Raw genomic sequence first — 16,158 nt, 5'->3', positions numbered from 1 at the left:
TGAATTTCACCACGCCATTAAAATCTTAAGCGAAAATCAACTTAGCCAAGAAGATAGCAGTCATAAACCACACACTTGCTGAGATCTCACGGCCTTTACCGCTCAGTACTTTGATTGCGGTGTAAGAGATGAAACCTAATACAATACCTTCAGCGATAGAGTAAGTCAGAGGCATAAGCAAGCAAGTTACTACAACTGGAGCTGCTTCAGAAAGATCTCGCCAGTCAACACCAACAAGACCAGACATCATCAGAATAGCAACGTAGAAAAGAGCGCCTGCTGTTGCGTAAGCTGGAATCATCCCCGCTAATGGCGAGAAGAATAATGCAAGAAGGAACAAAATGCCAACTACAACTGCGGTTAAACCAGTACGTCCACCAGCAGCAACACCCGCAGTACTTTCTACGAAAGATGTTGTATTTGAAGTACCAAGCAATGCACCGATAGAAGTTGCAGTAGAGTCAGCAAGTAGCGCTTTGTTCAGGCGAGGAATCTTACCGTCTTTGCCGATTAAGTTAGCTTTAGTTGCAACACCAACTAGCGTGCCAGCTGTGTCGAATAGGTCAACAAACAAGAATGCGAAGATAACTGAAATCATACCGATGTTGAAAACACCAGCAAAATCAAGTTGTAGGAAAGTAGGTGCAATGCTTGGTGGAGCAGACACAACGCCATGCCATTGAACGTCACCAAAAATGATACCTAGTCCAGTAGTAAGCAAAATTGCAATCAATACTGCACCTTTAACACCACGGTTAACTAAACCGATAGTAAGGAAGAAACTTACTGCAGCTAGTACAGGTGAAAGGCTAGTAAAATCACCAACGGATACTAGTGTAGCTGGGTTATCTACAACGATTTTTGCGTTTTGCAGTGCAATAAATGCCAAGAACAGACCGATACCAGCAGAGATACCCGTTCTTAGAGACATTGGAATTGAGTTAATGATCCATTCACGAATCTTAAACAGACTCAAAATAATGAAAAGCACACCAGAGCAGAATACAGCAGCTAGCGCAACTTGCCATGTATAACCCATTCCAAGAACAACAGAATAAGTGAAGAATGCGTTCAGACCCATACCAGGAGCTTGAGCGATTGGGTAGTTGGCAACAAAGCCCATAATGAAACAGCCAATTGCAGCGGCCAAACAGGTCGCAACAAATACTGATCCCTGATCCATGCCAGTTGCAGATAAAATGGCAGGGTTCACAAAAATAATGTAAGCCATTGTCAGGAACGTAGTTACACCTGCAATGATCTCAGTACGCACGTTTGTACGGTGTTCACTGAGTTTAAATAGCCTTTCCAGCATGATCGAGTCCTAATAAAGGTAAAAAGTAAACGGTTGCGTAATCGATTGGGCGCAGATTATAAAGACATCAGATCACAAATTCCAGACCGAATTTATTTTGATTTTAAAAGTTCTAACAATCAGTTATGCATGGCTCTTCATAGAAATCGGCATATTTCACTAAAATCAGTGAAGTTGTTAATACTATGTAAAGACAAAAGTAACAGGCAAAAAAAAACGCCACCTGAGTTACAGATGGCGGTGAATCATACTGACCACTCTAAAAGTAGCGGCCAAAAACAAATTCCAATATAGGGGTGAACATTACTGTTCAAATCACATGCATTTGGTCTCACTTACCAAAGCCTGTGGGGTGTAACGTTGCAGATTGACATAACATCTTTCTTTAACATTACGAGGGTAAACTCGCTTCGAAATACTCACTTTCGAATTGGTTATTAATATACCACAAAGAAAAAATATTACAAATTTATAGTGAGTGAAATCACATATTGTTTATAAATCTTACAAACCACTCAGATTAATTGGTAATAAAATTACAGAAATGACGTTTTATTTTTGATTTACATAGCAAAAACAGTGCAACTTATTGAGTAAGTTAATTTTAACATACGAGCTACCGCTCATTTCTCAATTATTGTCTGTCAAAAAATCCCCATCCATGCCACTACTCGATTTAACGACTCAATGGTATGCTGTCCACCAAATATTGCCCCGCCAGACAGGTTATTTCTCTAAATTTACAACCTCTCGCCACTATTTAATCGGGGTATAGATAAATAAAGGAGTCATCTATGTCTGAGTTCCATTCTGAAATAAGCCACCTATCACCAGCTCCAGTTTGGCAATTTTTCGATAAAATCTGTTCAATTCCACACCCTTCAAAACATGAAGAAGCGCTCGCTCAAGCCATTATCGGTTGGGTAACAGAACTTGGTTTAGCTGTTCGCCGTGATGCAACAGGCAACGTGTTTATCAAGAAACCAGCAACACCAGGAATGGAAAATAAGAAAGGTGTCGTACTTCAAGCACATATCGACATGGTTCCGCAGAAGAACGAAGACACAGACCATGACTTCACTAAAGATCCAATTCAACCTTATATTGACGGTGAATGGGTAACGGCAAAAGGCACAACGCTTGGCGCAGATAACGGTATGGGTATGGCAGCTTGCTTAGCAGTATTAGCATCCACTGACATCAAACATGGCCCATTAGAAGTGCTACTAACTATTGACGAAGAAGCTGGCATGACCGGCGCATTCGGTCTTGAAGCAGGTTGGTTAGAAGGTGAAATTCTTCTTAATACCGATTCAGAGCAAGAGGGCGAAGTGTACATGGGCTGTGCTGGTGGTGTTGATGCTTCAATCAAGTTCGATATCAAACGTGAAGCAGTTCCATCTAACTTTGTGACGCGTCAGCTTGTCCTCAAAGGTTTAAAAGGCGGCCACTCAGGTTGCGACATCCATACTGGTCGTGGTAACGCAAACAAGCTACTTGCTCGTTTCCTATCAGGTCACGCCAACGAGCTCGATCTGCGTTTAGTTGAGTTCCGTGGCGGCAGCTTACGTAACGCCATTCCACGTGAAGCATTTGTTACTGTGGCACTTCCTGCAGAAAATGAAGCTAAATTGGTAGAGCTTTATAGCTTCTATACAGATCTACTCAAATCAGAGCTTGGTAAGGTTGAAACCAATATCGTAACGTTTAATGAAGCAAAAGCCGTTGATTTAGACATGTTCGCGCTTGCTGATCAAAAACGTTTCATTTCAGCACTTAATGCGTGTCCAAACGGTGTTATCCGTATGAGTGATGAAATTGAAGGTGTCGTAGAAACTTCATTAAACGTGGGGGTGATTACCACCGAACAAAACCAAGTAACGGTACTGTGCCTAATTCGTTCGCTGATCGATTCTGGCCGTAGCCAAGTTGAAGGCATGCTAGCGTCCGTTGCTGAGTTAGCGGGTGCATCGATTAAATTCTCTGGCGCTTACCCAGGCTGGAAGCCGGATGCAGACTCTCAAATCATGCACATCTTCCGTGATATGTATGAAGGTATCTACGGAAACAAACCAAATATCATGGTAATTCACGCAGGTCTCGAATGTGGTCTATTTAAGAAACCTTATCCAAATATGGACATGGTTTCATTTGGTCCAACAATTAAATTCCCGCACTCTCCTGATGAGAAAGTAAAAATCGACACTGTTGAATTATTCTGGGAACAAATGATTGCTTTACTGGAAAATATCCCAGCTAAATCTTAAGTTTGTTGACAGAAAATGCTGACACTAAGCCGAAGCTAAACCCTTCGGCTTTTTACATTTTTTACAAATATTTTTTGTCGATACGAATATTTTTTTTCATTAGCGAGAGAATAATCACTGCTGTTAGAGTGCGCGTCCTTGAAGTTCCCAGAGAAGTTCACCACACTCTATTCAAGGCATTACGTCTTCACGACGCATATGCGGGCTGTTCTCCATTTCAGCCTTAAATAAATTCCAAACAAAACACTAAGATACTGCGATGAAAGAAAAAATGACTGTCGGATGGCGAGAGAGACTTAGCCTTCCTGGGTTAGGTATTGATAAAATTAAAGCGAAAATCGATACCGGAGCCCGCACATCTTGCTTACACGCATTTAAGTTAGAAAGCTTTACTAAAGAAGAGAAACTTTGGGTACGCTTCTGGATCCACCCAAATCAACACGATGTGGATACAGTTGTAGTTTGTGAGGCAGAAGTAATAGCAGAGAGAACAGTACGAGATTCAGGTGGTCATGAAGAATCCCGTTACGTTATTAAGTCCGACATCTGTTTAGGCGGACAAACGTGGCCTGCAGAAATTACATTAACAAATAGAGAAAATATGGCATTTCGCATGCTTTTAGGCCGTACCGCGATGCATCATAGGATTATCGTTGATCCAACCGCATCGTTTTTAATTCCTTTTGAGGCACCCAAGTTATGAAAATTGGTATTCTGTCACGTAACTCTTCGCTATATTCAACCAAGCGATTAATTGAAGCTTGTAAGCAGCGTGGACACGAAGTAAAAGTGATTGATGCTTTACGTTGTTACATGAATATCAATTCAGACCAACCTGAAATCCATTTTAAGGGTGAAGAGCTGGCTGGATTTGATGCGATTATTCCTCGAATCGGTGCATCAGTAACCTTCTATGGTACGGCTGTATTACGCCAATTCGAAATGATGGGTGTGTACCCTGCAAACGAATCTGTAGCGATTAGCCGTTCACGAGACAAACTGCGTTCAATGCAGTTGCTTTCTCGCAAAGGGATTGGTATGCCTATTACAGGTTTTGCTAGTAAGCCGGATGATGTTAAAGACTTACTAGACATGGTTGGCGGCGCACCTGTTGTGATTAAATTGCTTGAAGGTACTCAGGGTATCGGTGTTGTTCTTGCTGAAACTCGCAAAGCGGCTGAGAGTGTTATCGAAGCGTTCATGGGCCTGAAAGCTAACATCATGGTTCAAGAATATATTAAAGAAGCAGGCGGTGCGGATATTCGCTGTTTCGTCATTGGTGATAAAGTTATCGCCGCAATGAAACGACAAGGGGCAGAAGGCGAGTTCCGTTCTAACCTTCACCGTGGTGGTTCAGCATCACTGGTTAAGATCACACCACAAGAACGTAAAACAGCTATCGAAGCCGCTAAAATCATGGGGCTGAATGTCGCTGGTGTTGATTTACTTCGCTCGGCAAGAGGACCATTGGTCATGGAAGTAAACTCATCTCCAGGCTTAGAAGGCATTGAAGCTGCGACCGGTAAAGATATCGCCGGAATGATTGTCGAATTTCTAGAAAAAAATGCGGCAAGTAAAAGGACAAAAACACGTGGTAAAGGCTAGAAAATATAAGAACGCAGCATACGAATTCCTGGGGGAGAAAATTCCCCCAGCAACCAAACAAGTCATTGAATTGGAAGGAGCGAAACTCTATACCCACTCGCCCCTTTCCATTCCTATTGAAATCATTCATGGCGCTTTACCGGGTCCTGTCCTTATGGTCAACGCGGCCATCCATGGTGATGAACTCAACGGTGTTGAGATCGTAAGACAACTGATCAATTCCATCGATCCGAAAAAACTAAAAGGTACTCTGATTACCGTACCTATTGTTAACGTATTCGGCTTTATTCATAAGTCACGTTACTTACCAGATAGACGTGATTTAAACCGCTGCTTCCCGGGCAGCGACAGCGGGTCTCTGGCTTCACGAATGGCGCACATCTTCTTTTCTCAAGTCGCCCTCAAATGTGATTACATTATTGACCTGCATACTGGTGCTATTCACCGCACTAACTTACCGCAGATCCGCGCAGACTTAAGCAATCCAGAAACACTGCGTATCGCTCAAGCCTTTGCTACCCCTGTAATTCTCGACTCTCCATTAAGAATGGGCTCTTTACGTAGTGAAGCAGAGAAATCGGGTATTACCGTATTAACCTATGAAGCAGGTGAAGCGCTTCGCTTTGAACCGATCGCAATCAGTGCAGGTGTCGTAGGCGTGAAACGAGTAATGCAGGCAATCGGCATGCTAAGAGCAAGTCGTAAGAAACTACCCAACTCTGTCATTGCTAAATCGACCAGCTGGTTACGTGCAGAAGCGGATGGTATTTTGCGTACCGTCGTCTCACTGGGAGACCGAGTGGCAAAAGGTCAAGTATTGGCCTACATCAACTCACCTTTAGGCAACGTTGAAGTTGAAGTGAAAGCGAATAAAGGCGGTATTGTTATCGGTCAGCAAACGCTACCACTAGTGAATGAGGGAGATGCTGTATTCCACCTCGCATATTTCACACAAGATGACGATATGGTTGAACAGTTAGTCGGTGACTTTATTGAAGAAGTGATTGAAGTGGATTTGGAGCCTCTGACTACCGGTCAGATAATGCCTCCTTCACCATCGGAATAAGGAAATATTCTTAGCTCTCATTTTTCACTCAATAAAAAACCTTGGTATCACTACCAAGGTTTTTTTGTGTCTGATGGGATTAACCAAATGAAGCCCAAATTACGGTTGCCACCAGAATAGGACAGACAAACTTCACATACCAAGGCCAGATTTTACCAAAGGCGCTTTGGCGGAATTCAGGGAAACCTTGCTCTAACTCTTTAAGCTTGGAGTTACGATTCCATACCCAGCCACCAAACAAACAGAACATTAAGGCCGCTGTCGGTTGCAGATATTGAGTCGCCGTTGTTGCGACTAAGCCAAACAGTTCACCGAAGTTATAGACAATCACCACACTGAATAGCGCGATTAAGCCACCTAACACCCAACTGGTTGGCGTACGTTTAGTATTAAAACGTTCGGATACTAACGCTACCGGACATTCCAGCATGGAGATCGATGAAGTCAAAGCGGCAATCGTCAGGAGTAAGAAGAACACGATTGCAAACAGTTGTCCAAACACGCCCAAACTATCAAACATTAGCGGTAGAACAGTGAAGACGAGCGTATCAGAGCTCAGTAGTGAGCCATCTTCTGCGTAAATTTGAACCCCTTTATTCATCGCAACGAACATCGCAGGAAGAACCACTAGACCAGCGATAAAGGCAACGCCTGTGTCAACCAAAGTAACGTTCATCGCCATTTTAGGCAGATTCTCTTTCTTACTTAGGTAAGAGCCATAAATCAGCATTGAACAGCCACCAATGGTCAAAGAGAAGAATCCTTGCCCCATTGCCGCAAGAATCATCTTACGGTCAAAAACCTTATCGAAGTCTGGCACTAAGTAATGTTGCAAACCTTCCATCGCGCCCGGTTGCATCATGATGTAAATAAACAGCACACCAAACAGCACAAACAGAGCTGGCATTAGTCGTGTTGACCATTTTTCAATGCCCTGCTTAACACCACCTTGAACAATCAAGATAGTCAAAACATAAAATACAATAGTGCCGAAAAAGTTGCGCTCAACACTAAAACCCTTGAACCATGCCGTCGCGCTTTCCATACCCAGTAAATCAGTAATAGCACCCAGCATAAAACAGATGATCCAGCCACCAACAATACTATAAAACGCCAAAACAGCGCTTGGTACACTCAGACCTAACCAGCCTACTAAAGCACCGGCTTTCTTAGCCGTAGGATTCGCCGTCAGTGAACGCATACTATCCACTGGGTTTGCTTGTCCCGAGCGACCGATAGCCATTTCGACCACCAGCATAGGAAACGCAACAACCAAAATGAGAACTAAATAAACTAAAAGGAATGCGCCACCACCATTGCTGGCTGCTTGAGTCGGAAAGCCCCAGATATTACCAAGACCAACGGCTGCACCTGCTGCGGCCAATACAAATCCAAGACGAGAACCAAATGTTTCGCGGGTATTACTCGATGTCATTACTACTCACAAATATCACCAAACTAGTTGACTAGTACATTAAATGAAATTAGCTACTGATACAACAAATGGCAGTACAGTTTGCTGCTTTAATAAGCGATTATTTACTATTTATTGCGTAATATTTAATTTACACCGATTAAACGCACAGAATGCTTGTTGAAATCTTGTACAACGTACTGATCTCGACCGTTCTTCTTGGCCATATACAACGCCTGATCAGCCTGATGAAACAGTTCTTGATAATAAGCCATTGTCGGTTTTGCGATTTGAATACCGCCGATACTGATCGACAAATATTCACGCCCTGCGACAGGAATATAAGGATGAGGGATTTTTAGGTTATGAACCGCCTCTTTCAACTTCTGACCATATTCATTGAGATCAAGAGGCACATCACTGGCGAAGACAACACAAAACTCTTCTCCACCAAAGCGAGCAACTATTTTGTCTCCACTGTATTCAATGGATTCCAACCCTTTAGCCACCGCCTTCAACGCATTATCGCCGTCCAAATGACTTAGGTTGTCGTTATAGAGTTTGAAATAGTCGACATCCACTAAATAGAGAGCGATATAGCTAAAATGGTAATCGTTTATAAAAACGGTAAGACGACTTTTTAAATGACGACGATTTGAAAGCTCGGTAAGAGGATCGTGCTCCGATTGCCAACGCAGATCTCTACGGCTAGCTTCCAAATCATTCATGATTTTGTTTATCGTTCTGGCAAATCCCTTCATTTCTTTCGAAATGAAATAAGACTCATCGGGAATAAAGCCGCCCTGAGCTTGAAACTTTTCCAGTACCAGATTGGCGTTGTTAATAGGTGTAACTAATGACTTAGCCAGCAAAAGGTTAATGAAATAGAACATGATGGAAAAAGCCAAAAGTGCAAACACCTCCTCCCAAACAATAAAGCTTGGAATCTTGACCCGATGGTAAACCTTTATCACCACGCCAGAATTACCGCTGTAATCCAACTTAGAGATATAAGAAATATTCTCGATAGGATGAAGATTTAAGGTGTTACTTTCGTTCACCAAAATATCAATCTGAATGCCTGTCGCTTTATGCACGTCTTCCGCAAACTTCTTAGACAGCTTCTTGAAAAAGATCATATACCCCTTGTCGCACGCTGTCGCATCACTCATACAAACTCGAGTGGTTGCAGCAAAATACGGCTCATGGTCAATAACGATGAAGCGAACTACCGCTTTAACAAAATTGGGTTCAAGTTGCTCCGCTTCATTAAGTATGGTTGGGAAGTATTGCGTATAACGATCATCATCGACTAGGTGATTTGTGCTCACATCCAGCGTTTTACCCCATACGAAGGTTTTATCCGGTGCGAAGACAAAAAAACCATTAATGACTTGTGAGGTGTAAGAATGAACACCGATGCTGTCTTCAACAAATTCTTCATTGGGAGACCGAATGAAATCAACCATGTCGTCCCACGCAGCATAGTCCACCATCGAATCACCAAGTTTAAGTTTGGCGAACTCTATAATGGTTTCAACACGTTCGATTTCCTCTGTCTGTAGTTCTTCAGCTTGAGTAACATGACGATCGTAGGTCCATATATATTTAAACCCGAGATAACAGGCAACAAAGCAAATCACCACAGAAATAGCGGTCAATATCGTTATCCAACGAACACTAATATTGTTAAAAATCATCTCACCTACAAACACACCAAAGTAAAAGGAGCGCTTAATGCGCTCCTTTAGTTTAGATCGTAAATACTTGGTAGTTCTTTAGTTCAGGTATCTTTTTGTGCAATTCTTGCTCTTGCTCAACAATATCATCAAGGGATTCACACAGTTCTTTGCCTTCTTTTTCCACGGCCTCTTGATGCTCTTTCAAACGAGATTCAAACTTAGCGGTAAGCTGACTCATCGTATTGCCTAGCTCAGTCAAGTTAATACCACCATCCTGCTTCATTTTTTCAGACACAGCATCAAAAGCGCTTGAAAAGAATTCCTGACTAAACAGTGCCTTTGCTTTCTCAAAATCTTGCTCCCACTGTTGAGTCATCGATTCGAAGGTATTGGCTGGCAATACAAAATCTTCACCTTGGTAATAACGACTTTCGATGTCAGAAAAGAACGTTTTCATCGATTGTTTAACATCCTCAAATGCATTTGGAGAATCGAGGCTTGCCGCAACGTCATCGAGAAGATCACTGGCAACATCCATTCCCTTCTGAGCCAACTCTTTTGCGCGAGGTACTGCGGAACTTACACTTTCTCGGTAGGATTGAATAGCCTGTTGTTGAGAGCTGTCGAGCTCAATTTGTTCGCCATGCAGATAGAGACGGTTGCTCTCATCCATCACAGCGGTATCACCACTCGTTGTGTGTATTTCAACATTCGAACCACTGAGATGAACTTCATTTTGGACATCAATTTTACACTGAGCTGCCCATACCGATGAGCTACATAACAACGAAGCGAATAAGATAGTCTTTTTCATACATGTCTCTAGATAAAATTTTGTTCAACAATATCGGATATTGATAGGACATAGGTTAACACAATGTTAGTTATTCACTTTATCGCAACTACTAATGCCGATATCTAATGCGCAGGAATTTTCATACCTAAAAATTTTTACGCATCTTATGTCATCATTCGTTAAACAACAAAAGTTAAAAGAAGCTCAACTGTTTTGATTGCTCCTCAGGCTTTAACATTACTGACAATCCCAATAACCGGATCTCTCTTCCCTTCTGCCGTTTGAGAACATCACTCAGTAACTGTTTAAAATCATTCAACTCTAATTGTGGATGTATATGTTCAATCGTCGTGAGTTGAAAATCGGCAAACTTAACTTTTATTCCCTGCTTGATGATTGCTCTATCTGGACTTGCTTTGGTTAACCTCATATCCAACTCTGGAAACAGCTTGTCCTCAATAACCTGCCAGCACTCCTCGTAGGTGGAGATGTTCTGGCTAAAAGTACGCTCAACACCAACAGATTTACGTTCTCTTTCAACCACAACTTCACGATTATCTATTCCGTGGCTTTTCTTCCAAAGCGATGCTCCGAGGCGGCCAAACTTACGTAATAGTTCACGATAATCACTGTTTTTAATGTCTTCACACAGATAAAAACCCGCTTGATGCAGCTTCTCCAGACTGACTTTACCTACGCCGGGAATCTTCTCCAACGGCAGTTTATCGACTGTCATTTGAACTTCTTCTGGGGTGACCACGAACTGCCCGTTAGGTTTGTTAATGTCCGACGCTACTTTTGCCAGAAACTTTACAGGAGCTACTCCAGCTGAAGCCGTAAGCTCAAGCTCATTCCAAATATCTTTTCGAATAGCTTGAGCTATTAAGGTCGCGCTGCCGTGACAAATATCCACATTGGTGACATCGAGAAAAGCTTCATCTAAGGACAACGGTTCAATAATTGAGGTATAGCGTTGGAAGATAGCGTGGATTTTACGTGACACGTCCTTATACACAGACATTCTTCCCGGAACGACCAACAATTTAGGACACAACTTCAAAGCCTGAGCCGTAGGCATAGCAGAACGAACACCGTATTTGCGTGCTTCGTAATTACAGGTGCTTAATACACCCCTTTGTTTTTCATGCCCACCAACAGCCAATGGTCTGCCGCGATACTCAGGGTTATCGCGCATTTCAACAGCAGCATAAAAACAATCCATATCAATATGAATGATTTTTCTCGTCGATTCTTGATCCACACGCCACCATAACAACTGTATAAAAACACAGTTATTGTAGAACCATTTTCAGCAAAACGAAAACAACTTTCTTACGATGACGAAATACCGAATCAGTCTGTCAATTAATCATCTTATTCCTACATCTGATAAATCAGTTCTAATGTATAAAAGGCACCCTGTTAAAAAACCATCAATCGGCATCGATTAAAATTAAGGTAAAGCTATCGTGAATCGTTCAAGCAATTCTGTACTCGTTATAGATGGAAGTCGTATTTTTCGTAACTACCTTAGCACTCATCTAGCTGAGCTCGGCTTTGATGTCACAGTTTGTGAAGACCTAGTGCAGACTAAACAAGCCATAGAAAAGCGTACAGACTACGCTTTTGTGGTGTCTTGTTATCACCTGCTTGATGCCGAAGATGGTGAAGTTATCGACCTCCTGTTAGAGAAAAATCTCAAAGTAGTTGTACTCACGGCTAAGTTTGAGCAAGAAACTCGACAGGAATTTCTAAAGAAAGGTGTGCTTGATTACATTCTTAAAGACAGCCTTAGTTCAGTTCAGTATGTCATTCCATTCGCAAAGCGAATTAAGAACAATCAGTTTCACCATGCTTTGGTGGTTGATGACAGTGCAATGATTCGTCGCACAATTTGTCAGTTACTTGAGTCTCAGTACATCCGCACCATTGAAGCTTGTAATGGCGAAGACGCGCTAGAAAAGCTCGCACAAAGCCCAGATATCAGTCTAATTATCAGCGATAACTACATGCCAGAGATGACTGGCCTTGAAATGATTCGTGAAATCAGACGCCATTCCATTCACGATGATGTTTCTATTCTTGGTTTATCAGGTTCGGATGATAAGGCCATGACTGCGCAATATCTAAAGGCAGGCGCGAACGATTTTTTACATAAGCCGTTTAATCAAGAAGAGCTGTTTTGTCGCGTTAATCAGCTATTGAATATGCAAGAAGCGACGAAAGAGTTGTTTAAGCTAGCCAATCAAGACTCATTAACCGGTCTGTGGAACCGCCGCTATTTGTTCGATACCGTCGGTAAAAATTCAGCCGAGCGCTGCATCGCGATGCTTGATATCGATTTTTTTAAGAAAGTAAACGACAACTATGGTCATGATGGCGGTGATGCAGCACTAACGCACATTTCAGGTATGCTTAAATCCTTTTTCGGTGATCATATAGTGGCTCGATTTGGCGGCGAAGAATTCTGTATTCATTATGATGGCGAGTTCGACAAGTTCTGTAAGCAACTAGAGCGTATGCGTAGATGTATTGAAGCTGACCACGTAATGCACCAAGGACAGGTCATCAAATACACTATCAGTATTGGCGCTACATCAATGAAGGGAACACTCGATGAGCAAATCAAAGTGGCAGATACACGTCTATATAACGCCAAAGAAGGCGGTCGGAATCAACTCATCAACTTCTGATCAACCTCAAAAGAAAAAGGGTTCTATCAGATGATAGAACCCTTTTTTGTAGCATTTCAAAACTTATGCAATACGGTCTTTTTCCCAAGCAGCGAGCTTCTCAGCTCTTACCGCTTCGCGAGCTTCGCGCTTTTTACGTGCATCGCACGGTTCTGGACAGTTACACACTTTCTCAATGCCCACAGCACCTAAGCCACCGCAGCTGCCTTTCACTACTTTCTTCTGGAAAATATAACCAACAGCCATCGCTGTAATTACTGCCAGAAAAACGCCAAAAGTAATCAGAAACGTACTCATAATGACATACTCACTTCGTTATTTGCGGTTTAAGAATGGTTTGAATGCGCTCGAAGAAACTTCTTCAAAACCGTCATCCGTTTTCACAATCATAAACACAGGAATGTTGTTTTGCTCTGCGATCTCAATACCTTTCACTTCGCCTAGCACCATTAACCCTGTAGCAAGACCATCCGCTGTCATACAAGATTTATCTAATACCGTCACCGACACAACACGATTATTAATTGGGCGCCCTGTTTGAGGGTCGATAATGTGTGAATAACGTACACCATCACGCTCAAAATAGTTACGGTAGTCTCCTGAGGTCGCTATCGCGTAGTCGCCCGGCTCAATGATTTCTTGAATTGTACGTTCATCAACGGTTGGCTTCTCTACTGCGATACGCCAGCCAACACCTTCACGATTCACGCCTTTAAGACGGATTTCACCACCAACTTCAACCATGTAGTTATTGATGCCTTGAGACTCGATATAGTCAGCAACCACATCAACACCCCAACCTTTTGCAATGGTAGAAAGGTCAACATACAAGTGAGGCAAGTCTTTACTTAGCATATTGCCTTCAACACTCAAATGTTCAATGCCGATGTTCGCTTTGCGCTCAGCTAACTCTTCGTCAGTAGGAACCACTTCAGGGCGCGCTTCTGGGCCAAACCCCCAAAGGTTAACCAATGGACCTACAGTGACATCCAATGCACCTAAAGTCACACCGTTCAAACGAATCGCTTCACGAACGACAGTTGCAGTCTGAGGTGAGACTTCAAACGGTGTCGTATCTTGGAACTGATTAAAACGGCTAAGTTCTGACGTTTTGCGATATGTAGACATCTGGTCATTTACTTCTTCAAGTAAGCGATCGATCTCTTTATGCAAATCATCAGACGATGGAATGCCGTCTTGCTGAAGATACTTAATGTTGTACGTAGTACCCATCGTTGGGCCGCTTAAATGAACTTGCTCTACTGGTTTTTCACAACCAGCTAAAAGCAATAAAGAAGCTAATGCAACAAGCCAAGTTTTCACTTGTTTACTCCTATTGAGGTAAGTAGATATAGAGAATCCATGTGTATGTCACACATAAACCTTACGAGATTCTCTATACAAACTTGAAAAAATTATGGCTGACTCATTTGAGTCAGCCATTTAATCAGACACTTAACGGGGATTAACCACCGAAGTCATCCAACAAGATGTTTTCATCTTCTACACCGAGATCTTTCAGCATGCCAATAACAGCTGCGTTCATCATCGGTGGACCACACATGTAGTATTCACAATCTTCAGGAGCTTCGTGGTCCTTCAGATAGTTTTCGTACAGTACGTTATGGATGAAACCAGTGTAACCATCCCAGTTATCTTCTGGTTGCGGATCTGATAGCGCACAATGCCATACAAAGTTGTCATTTTCAGCCGCTAGGCCGTCAAAGTCTTCTACGTAGAACATTTCACGCTTAGAACGTGCACCGTACCAGTAAGACATCTTACGCTTAGATTTCAGACGTTTTAGCTGATCGAAGATGTGTGAACGCATTGGAGCCATACCAGCACCACCGCCTACAAACACCATTTCAGCATCAGTATCTTTCGCGAAGAACTCACCAAATGGACCAGATATAGTACATTTATCACCAGCTTTTAGAGACCAGATGTACGAAGACATTTGACCTGGTGGTACATTCGGGTTATTTGGCGGCGGAGTCGCGATACGTACGTTAAGCATGATAATGCCGAACTCTTCTGGGTAGTTAGCCATTGAGTACGCACGAATGATGTCTTCATTTACCTTAGACTCGTAGCGGAACAGGTTGAACTTGTCCCAGTCGCCACGGTACTTTTCAGGTACATCGTAATCCGCATATTTAACATGGTGAGCAGGCGCTTCAATCTGGATGTAACCACCAGCACGGAAAGGTACTGATTCGCCATCTGGAATTTGTAGCTTAAGCTCTTTAATGAATGTCGCTTTGTTATCGTTAGAGATAACTGTACATTCCCATTTCTTAACACCGAAGATCTCTTCTGGAAGTTCGATCTCCATGTCCGTTTTCACGGCAACCTGACACGCAAGACGCTCACCTTCACGTGCTTCACCTTTAGTAATATGGTCAAGCTCAGTAGGTAGAATATCACCACCGCCAGATTTGATTTTTACGCGACACTGACCACATGAGCCACCGCCACCACATGCCGATGATACGAAAACGCCAGAACTCGCCAAAGCGCCAAGAAGCTTGCCGCCTGGAGAAGTAACGATCGATTTGTCTGCATCGCCATTGATTGAGATTGTAATGTCACCTGTTGGTACTAGCTTAGATTTAGCGAAAAGAATCACTAGAACTAGCGCTAGAACAATCAGAGTAAACATCACTACACCAAGAATAATGTCCATTGACTATTCCTTAATTGTTGCGGTTTACCCGTCTTACAGTTGAACACCAGAGAATGACATAAAGCCAAGCGCCATTAGACCAGCAGTGATAAAGGTAATACCTAGACCACGAAGACCTGGAGGCACATCTGAATACTTCATTTTCTCACGGATACCTGCAAGAGCGACGATAGCTAGCATCCAGCCCAAACCTGAACCGAAACCGTATACTACAGACTCTCCGAAGTTGTAATCACGCTGAACCATGAAAGATACACCACCAAAGATTGCACAGTTAACTGTGATCAGTGGAAGGAAGATACCTAACGCGTTGTACAGAGGTGGGAAGAAACGGTCTAAGATCATTTCTAGAATCTGTACTAATGCAGCGATTACACCGATAAAGGTAATGAAGTTAAGGAAACTTAAATCCACACCTTCAGCAAGCGCATCTGGTTTAAGAACGAGGTTGTAAACTAGGTTGTTCACAGGAACAGAAATGGTTAATACCACTGTTACCGCAATACCTAGACCAAATGATGTCTTAACTTTCTTCGATACCGCCAAGAAGGTACACATACCCAAGAAGAAAGACAGTGCCATGTTCTCGATGAAAATCGATTTCACCAGCAAACTAATATAATGTTCCATG

The 16,158-nt window shown here is 42.6% G+C and carries 14 protein-coding genes; 5 read left to right on the top strand and 9 right to left on the bottom strand.

What is annotated here, in order from left to right; genetic code table 11:
- Positions 1-25: 25 nt before the first annotated feature.
- Complete coding sequence (locus ACOSVQ_RS14285; protein WP_491983197.1) at positions 26-1,315, bottom strand: NCS2 family permease; 1,290 nt, start codon at positions 1,313-1,315, stop codon at positions 26-28.
- 794 nt (positions 1,316-2,109) lie between these two features.
- On the opposite strand from ACOSVQ_RS14285, the gene ACOSVQ_RS14280 reads away from it, so the two are divergent.
- The 4 genes from ACOSVQ_RS14280 to ACOSVQ_RS14265 all read left to right on the top strand — a co-directional run bounded on the left by ACOSVQ_RS14280 (position 2,110) and on the right by ACOSVQ_RS14265 (position 6,253).
- On the top strand, positions 2,110-3,582 hold the full coding sequence (locus tag ACOSVQ_RS14280) for an aminoacyl-histidine dipeptidase (protein ID WP_491983196.1): 1,473 nt from the start codon (positions 2,110-2,112) through the stop codon (positions 3,580-3,582).
- Positions 3,583-3,841: 259 nt separating this feature from the next.
- Entirely contained in the window at positions 3,842-4,285 is a 444-nt protein-coding gene (locus ACOSVQ_RS14275) for an ATP-dependent zinc protease family protein (RefSeq protein ID WP_491983195.1), read from the top strand.
- Entirely contained in the window at positions 4,282-5,187 is a 906-nt protein-coding gene (rimK, locus tag ACOSVQ_RS14270; protein ID WP_491983194.1) for a 30S ribosomal protein S6--L-glutamate ligase, read from the top strand. Before ACOSVQ_RS14275 ends, rimK begins: the two co-directional genes overlap by 4 nt.
- The gene (locus ACOSVQ_RS14265) at positions 5,147-6,253 is read left to right on the top strand and encodes a succinylglutamate desuccinylase/aspartoacylase family protein (protein WP_491983193.1); all 1,107 of its coding nucleotides are present in this window, start codon (positions 5,147-5,149) and stop codon (positions 6,251-6,253) included. The genes rimK and ACOSVQ_RS14265 overlap by 41 nt, the downstream gene beginning before the upstream one ends.
- A 79-nt stretch (positions 6,254-6,332) precedes the next feature.
- Here ACOSVQ_RS14265 and ACOSVQ_RS14260 read toward each other — a convergent pair whose 3' ends face one another.
- The 4 genes from ACOSVQ_RS14260 to dinB all read right to left on the bottom strand — a co-directional run bounded on the left by ACOSVQ_RS14260 (position 6,333) and on the right by dinB (position 11,406).
- Positions 6,333-7,688, bottom strand: coding sequence for a sodium-dependent transporter (locus ACOSVQ_RS14260; RefSeq protein ID WP_491983192.1), 1,356 nt, complete (start codon positions 7,686-7,688; stop codon positions 6,333-6,335).
- A gap of 125 nt (positions 7,689-7,813) precedes the next feature.
- Entirely contained in the window at positions 7,814-9,367 is a 1,554-nt protein-coding gene (locus ACOSVQ_RS14255; RefSeq protein WP_491983191.1) for a sensor domain-containing diguanylate cyclase, read from the bottom strand.
- Between the two features lie 52 nt (positions 9,368-9,419).
- Positions 9,420-10,163, bottom strand: coding sequence for a YggN family protein (locus ACOSVQ_RS14250; RefSeq protein ID WP_491983190.1), 744 nt, complete (start codon positions 10,161-10,163; stop codon positions 9,420-9,422).
- A gap of 175 nt (positions 10,164-10,338) precedes the next feature.
- Entirely contained in the window at positions 10,339-11,406 is a 1,068-nt protein-coding gene (dinB, locus tag ACOSVQ_RS14245) for a DNA polymerase IV (RefSeq protein WP_491983189.1), read from the bottom strand.
- Between the two features lie 208 nt (positions 11,407-11,614).
- Here dinB and ACOSVQ_RS14240 point away from each other — a divergent pair, with 208 nt between their 5' ends.
- On the top strand, positions 11,615-12,838 hold the full coding sequence (locus ACOSVQ_RS14240) for a GGDEF domain-containing response regulator (protein ID WP_491983188.1): 1,224 nt from the start codon (positions 11,615-11,617) through the stop codon (positions 12,836-12,838).
- A gap of 63 nt (positions 12,839-12,901) precedes the next feature.
- Here the strand turns inward: ACOSVQ_RS14240 and nqrM are convergent, their stop codons facing one another.
- The 4 genes from nqrM to nqrE form a co-directional block, all read right to left on the bottom strand.
- Positions 12,902-13,135, bottom strand: coding sequence for a (Na+)-NQR maturation NqrM (gene nqrM, locus ACOSVQ_RS14235; protein ID WP_165312124.1), 234 nt, complete (start codon positions 13,133-13,135; stop codon positions 12,902-12,904).
- Between the two features lie 18 nt (positions 13,136-13,153).
- On the bottom strand, positions 13,154-14,161 hold the full coding sequence (locus ACOSVQ_RS14230) for an FAD:protein FMN transferase (RefSeq protein WP_491983187.1): 1,008 nt from the start codon (positions 14,159-14,161) through the stop codon (positions 13,154-13,156).
- Positions 14,162-14,303: 142 nt separating this feature from the next.
- Positions 14,304-15,527, bottom strand: coding sequence for an NADH:ubiquinone reductase (Na(+)-transporting) subunit F (nqrF, locus tag ACOSVQ_RS14225; RefSeq protein WP_165312126.1), 1,224 nt, complete (start codon positions 15,525-15,527; stop codon positions 14,304-14,306).
- 33 nt (positions 15,528-15,560) lie between these two features.
- Positions 15,561-16,157, bottom strand: a complete 597-nt coding sequence (gene nqrE / locus ACOSVQ_RS14220) for an NADH:ubiquinone reductase (Na(+)-transporting) subunit E (protein ID WP_102940387.1) — start codon at positions 16,155-16,157, stop codon at positions 15,561-15,563.
- Between the last annotated feature and the right edge of the window lies 1 nt (position 16,158).

The organism is Vibrio sp. HM8-C (assembly GCF_058630515.1).
This window is presented reverse-complemented; position numbering and strand designations above follow the sequence as displayed.

Bases quoted from the DNA above. Each gene is read 5' to 3' on its own strand.
- ACOSVQ_RS14285 (WP_491983197.1), bottom strand. From the start codon at position 1,315: ATGCTGGAAAGGCTATTTAAACTCAGTGAACACCGTACAAACGTGCGT.
- ACOSVQ_RS14280 (WP_491983196.1), top strand. From the start codon at position 2,110: ATGTCTGAGTTCCATTCTGAAATAAGCCACCTATCACCAGCTCCAGTT.
- ACOSVQ_RS14275 (WP_491983195.1), top strand. From the start codon at position 3,842: ATGAAAGAAAAAATGACTGTCGGATGGCGAGAGAGACTTAGCCTTCCT.
- rimK (WP_491983194.1), top strand. From the start codon at position 4,282: ATGAAAATTGGTATTCTGTCACGTAACTCTTCGCTATATTCAACCAAG.
- ACOSVQ_RS14265 (WP_491983193.1), top strand. From the start codon at position 5,147: ATGCGGCAAGTAAAAGGACAAAAACACGTGGTAAAGGCTAGAAAATAT.
- ACOSVQ_RS14260 (WP_491983192.1), bottom strand. From the start codon at position 7,688: ATGACATCGAGTAATACCCGCGAAACATTTGGTTCTCGTCTTGGATTT.
- ACOSVQ_RS14255 (WP_491983191.1), bottom strand. From the start codon at position 9,367: ATGATTTTTAACAATATTAGTGTTCGTTGGATAACGATATTGACCGCT.
- ACOSVQ_RS14250 (WP_491983190.1), bottom strand. From the start codon at position 10,163: ATGAAAAAGACTATCTTATTCGCTTCGTTGTTATGTAGCTCATCGGTA.
- nqrM (WP_165312124.1), bottom strand. From the start codon at position 13,135: ATGAGTACGTTTCTGATTACTTTTGGCGTTTTTCTGGCAGTAATTACA.
- nqrF (WP_165312126.1), bottom strand. From the start codon at position 15,527: ATGGACATTATTCTTGGTGTAGTGATGTTTACTCTGATTGTTCTAGCG.
- nqrE (WP_102940387.1), bottom strand. From the start codon at position 16,157: ATGGAACATTATATTAGTTTGCTGGTGAAATCGATTTTCATCGAGAAC.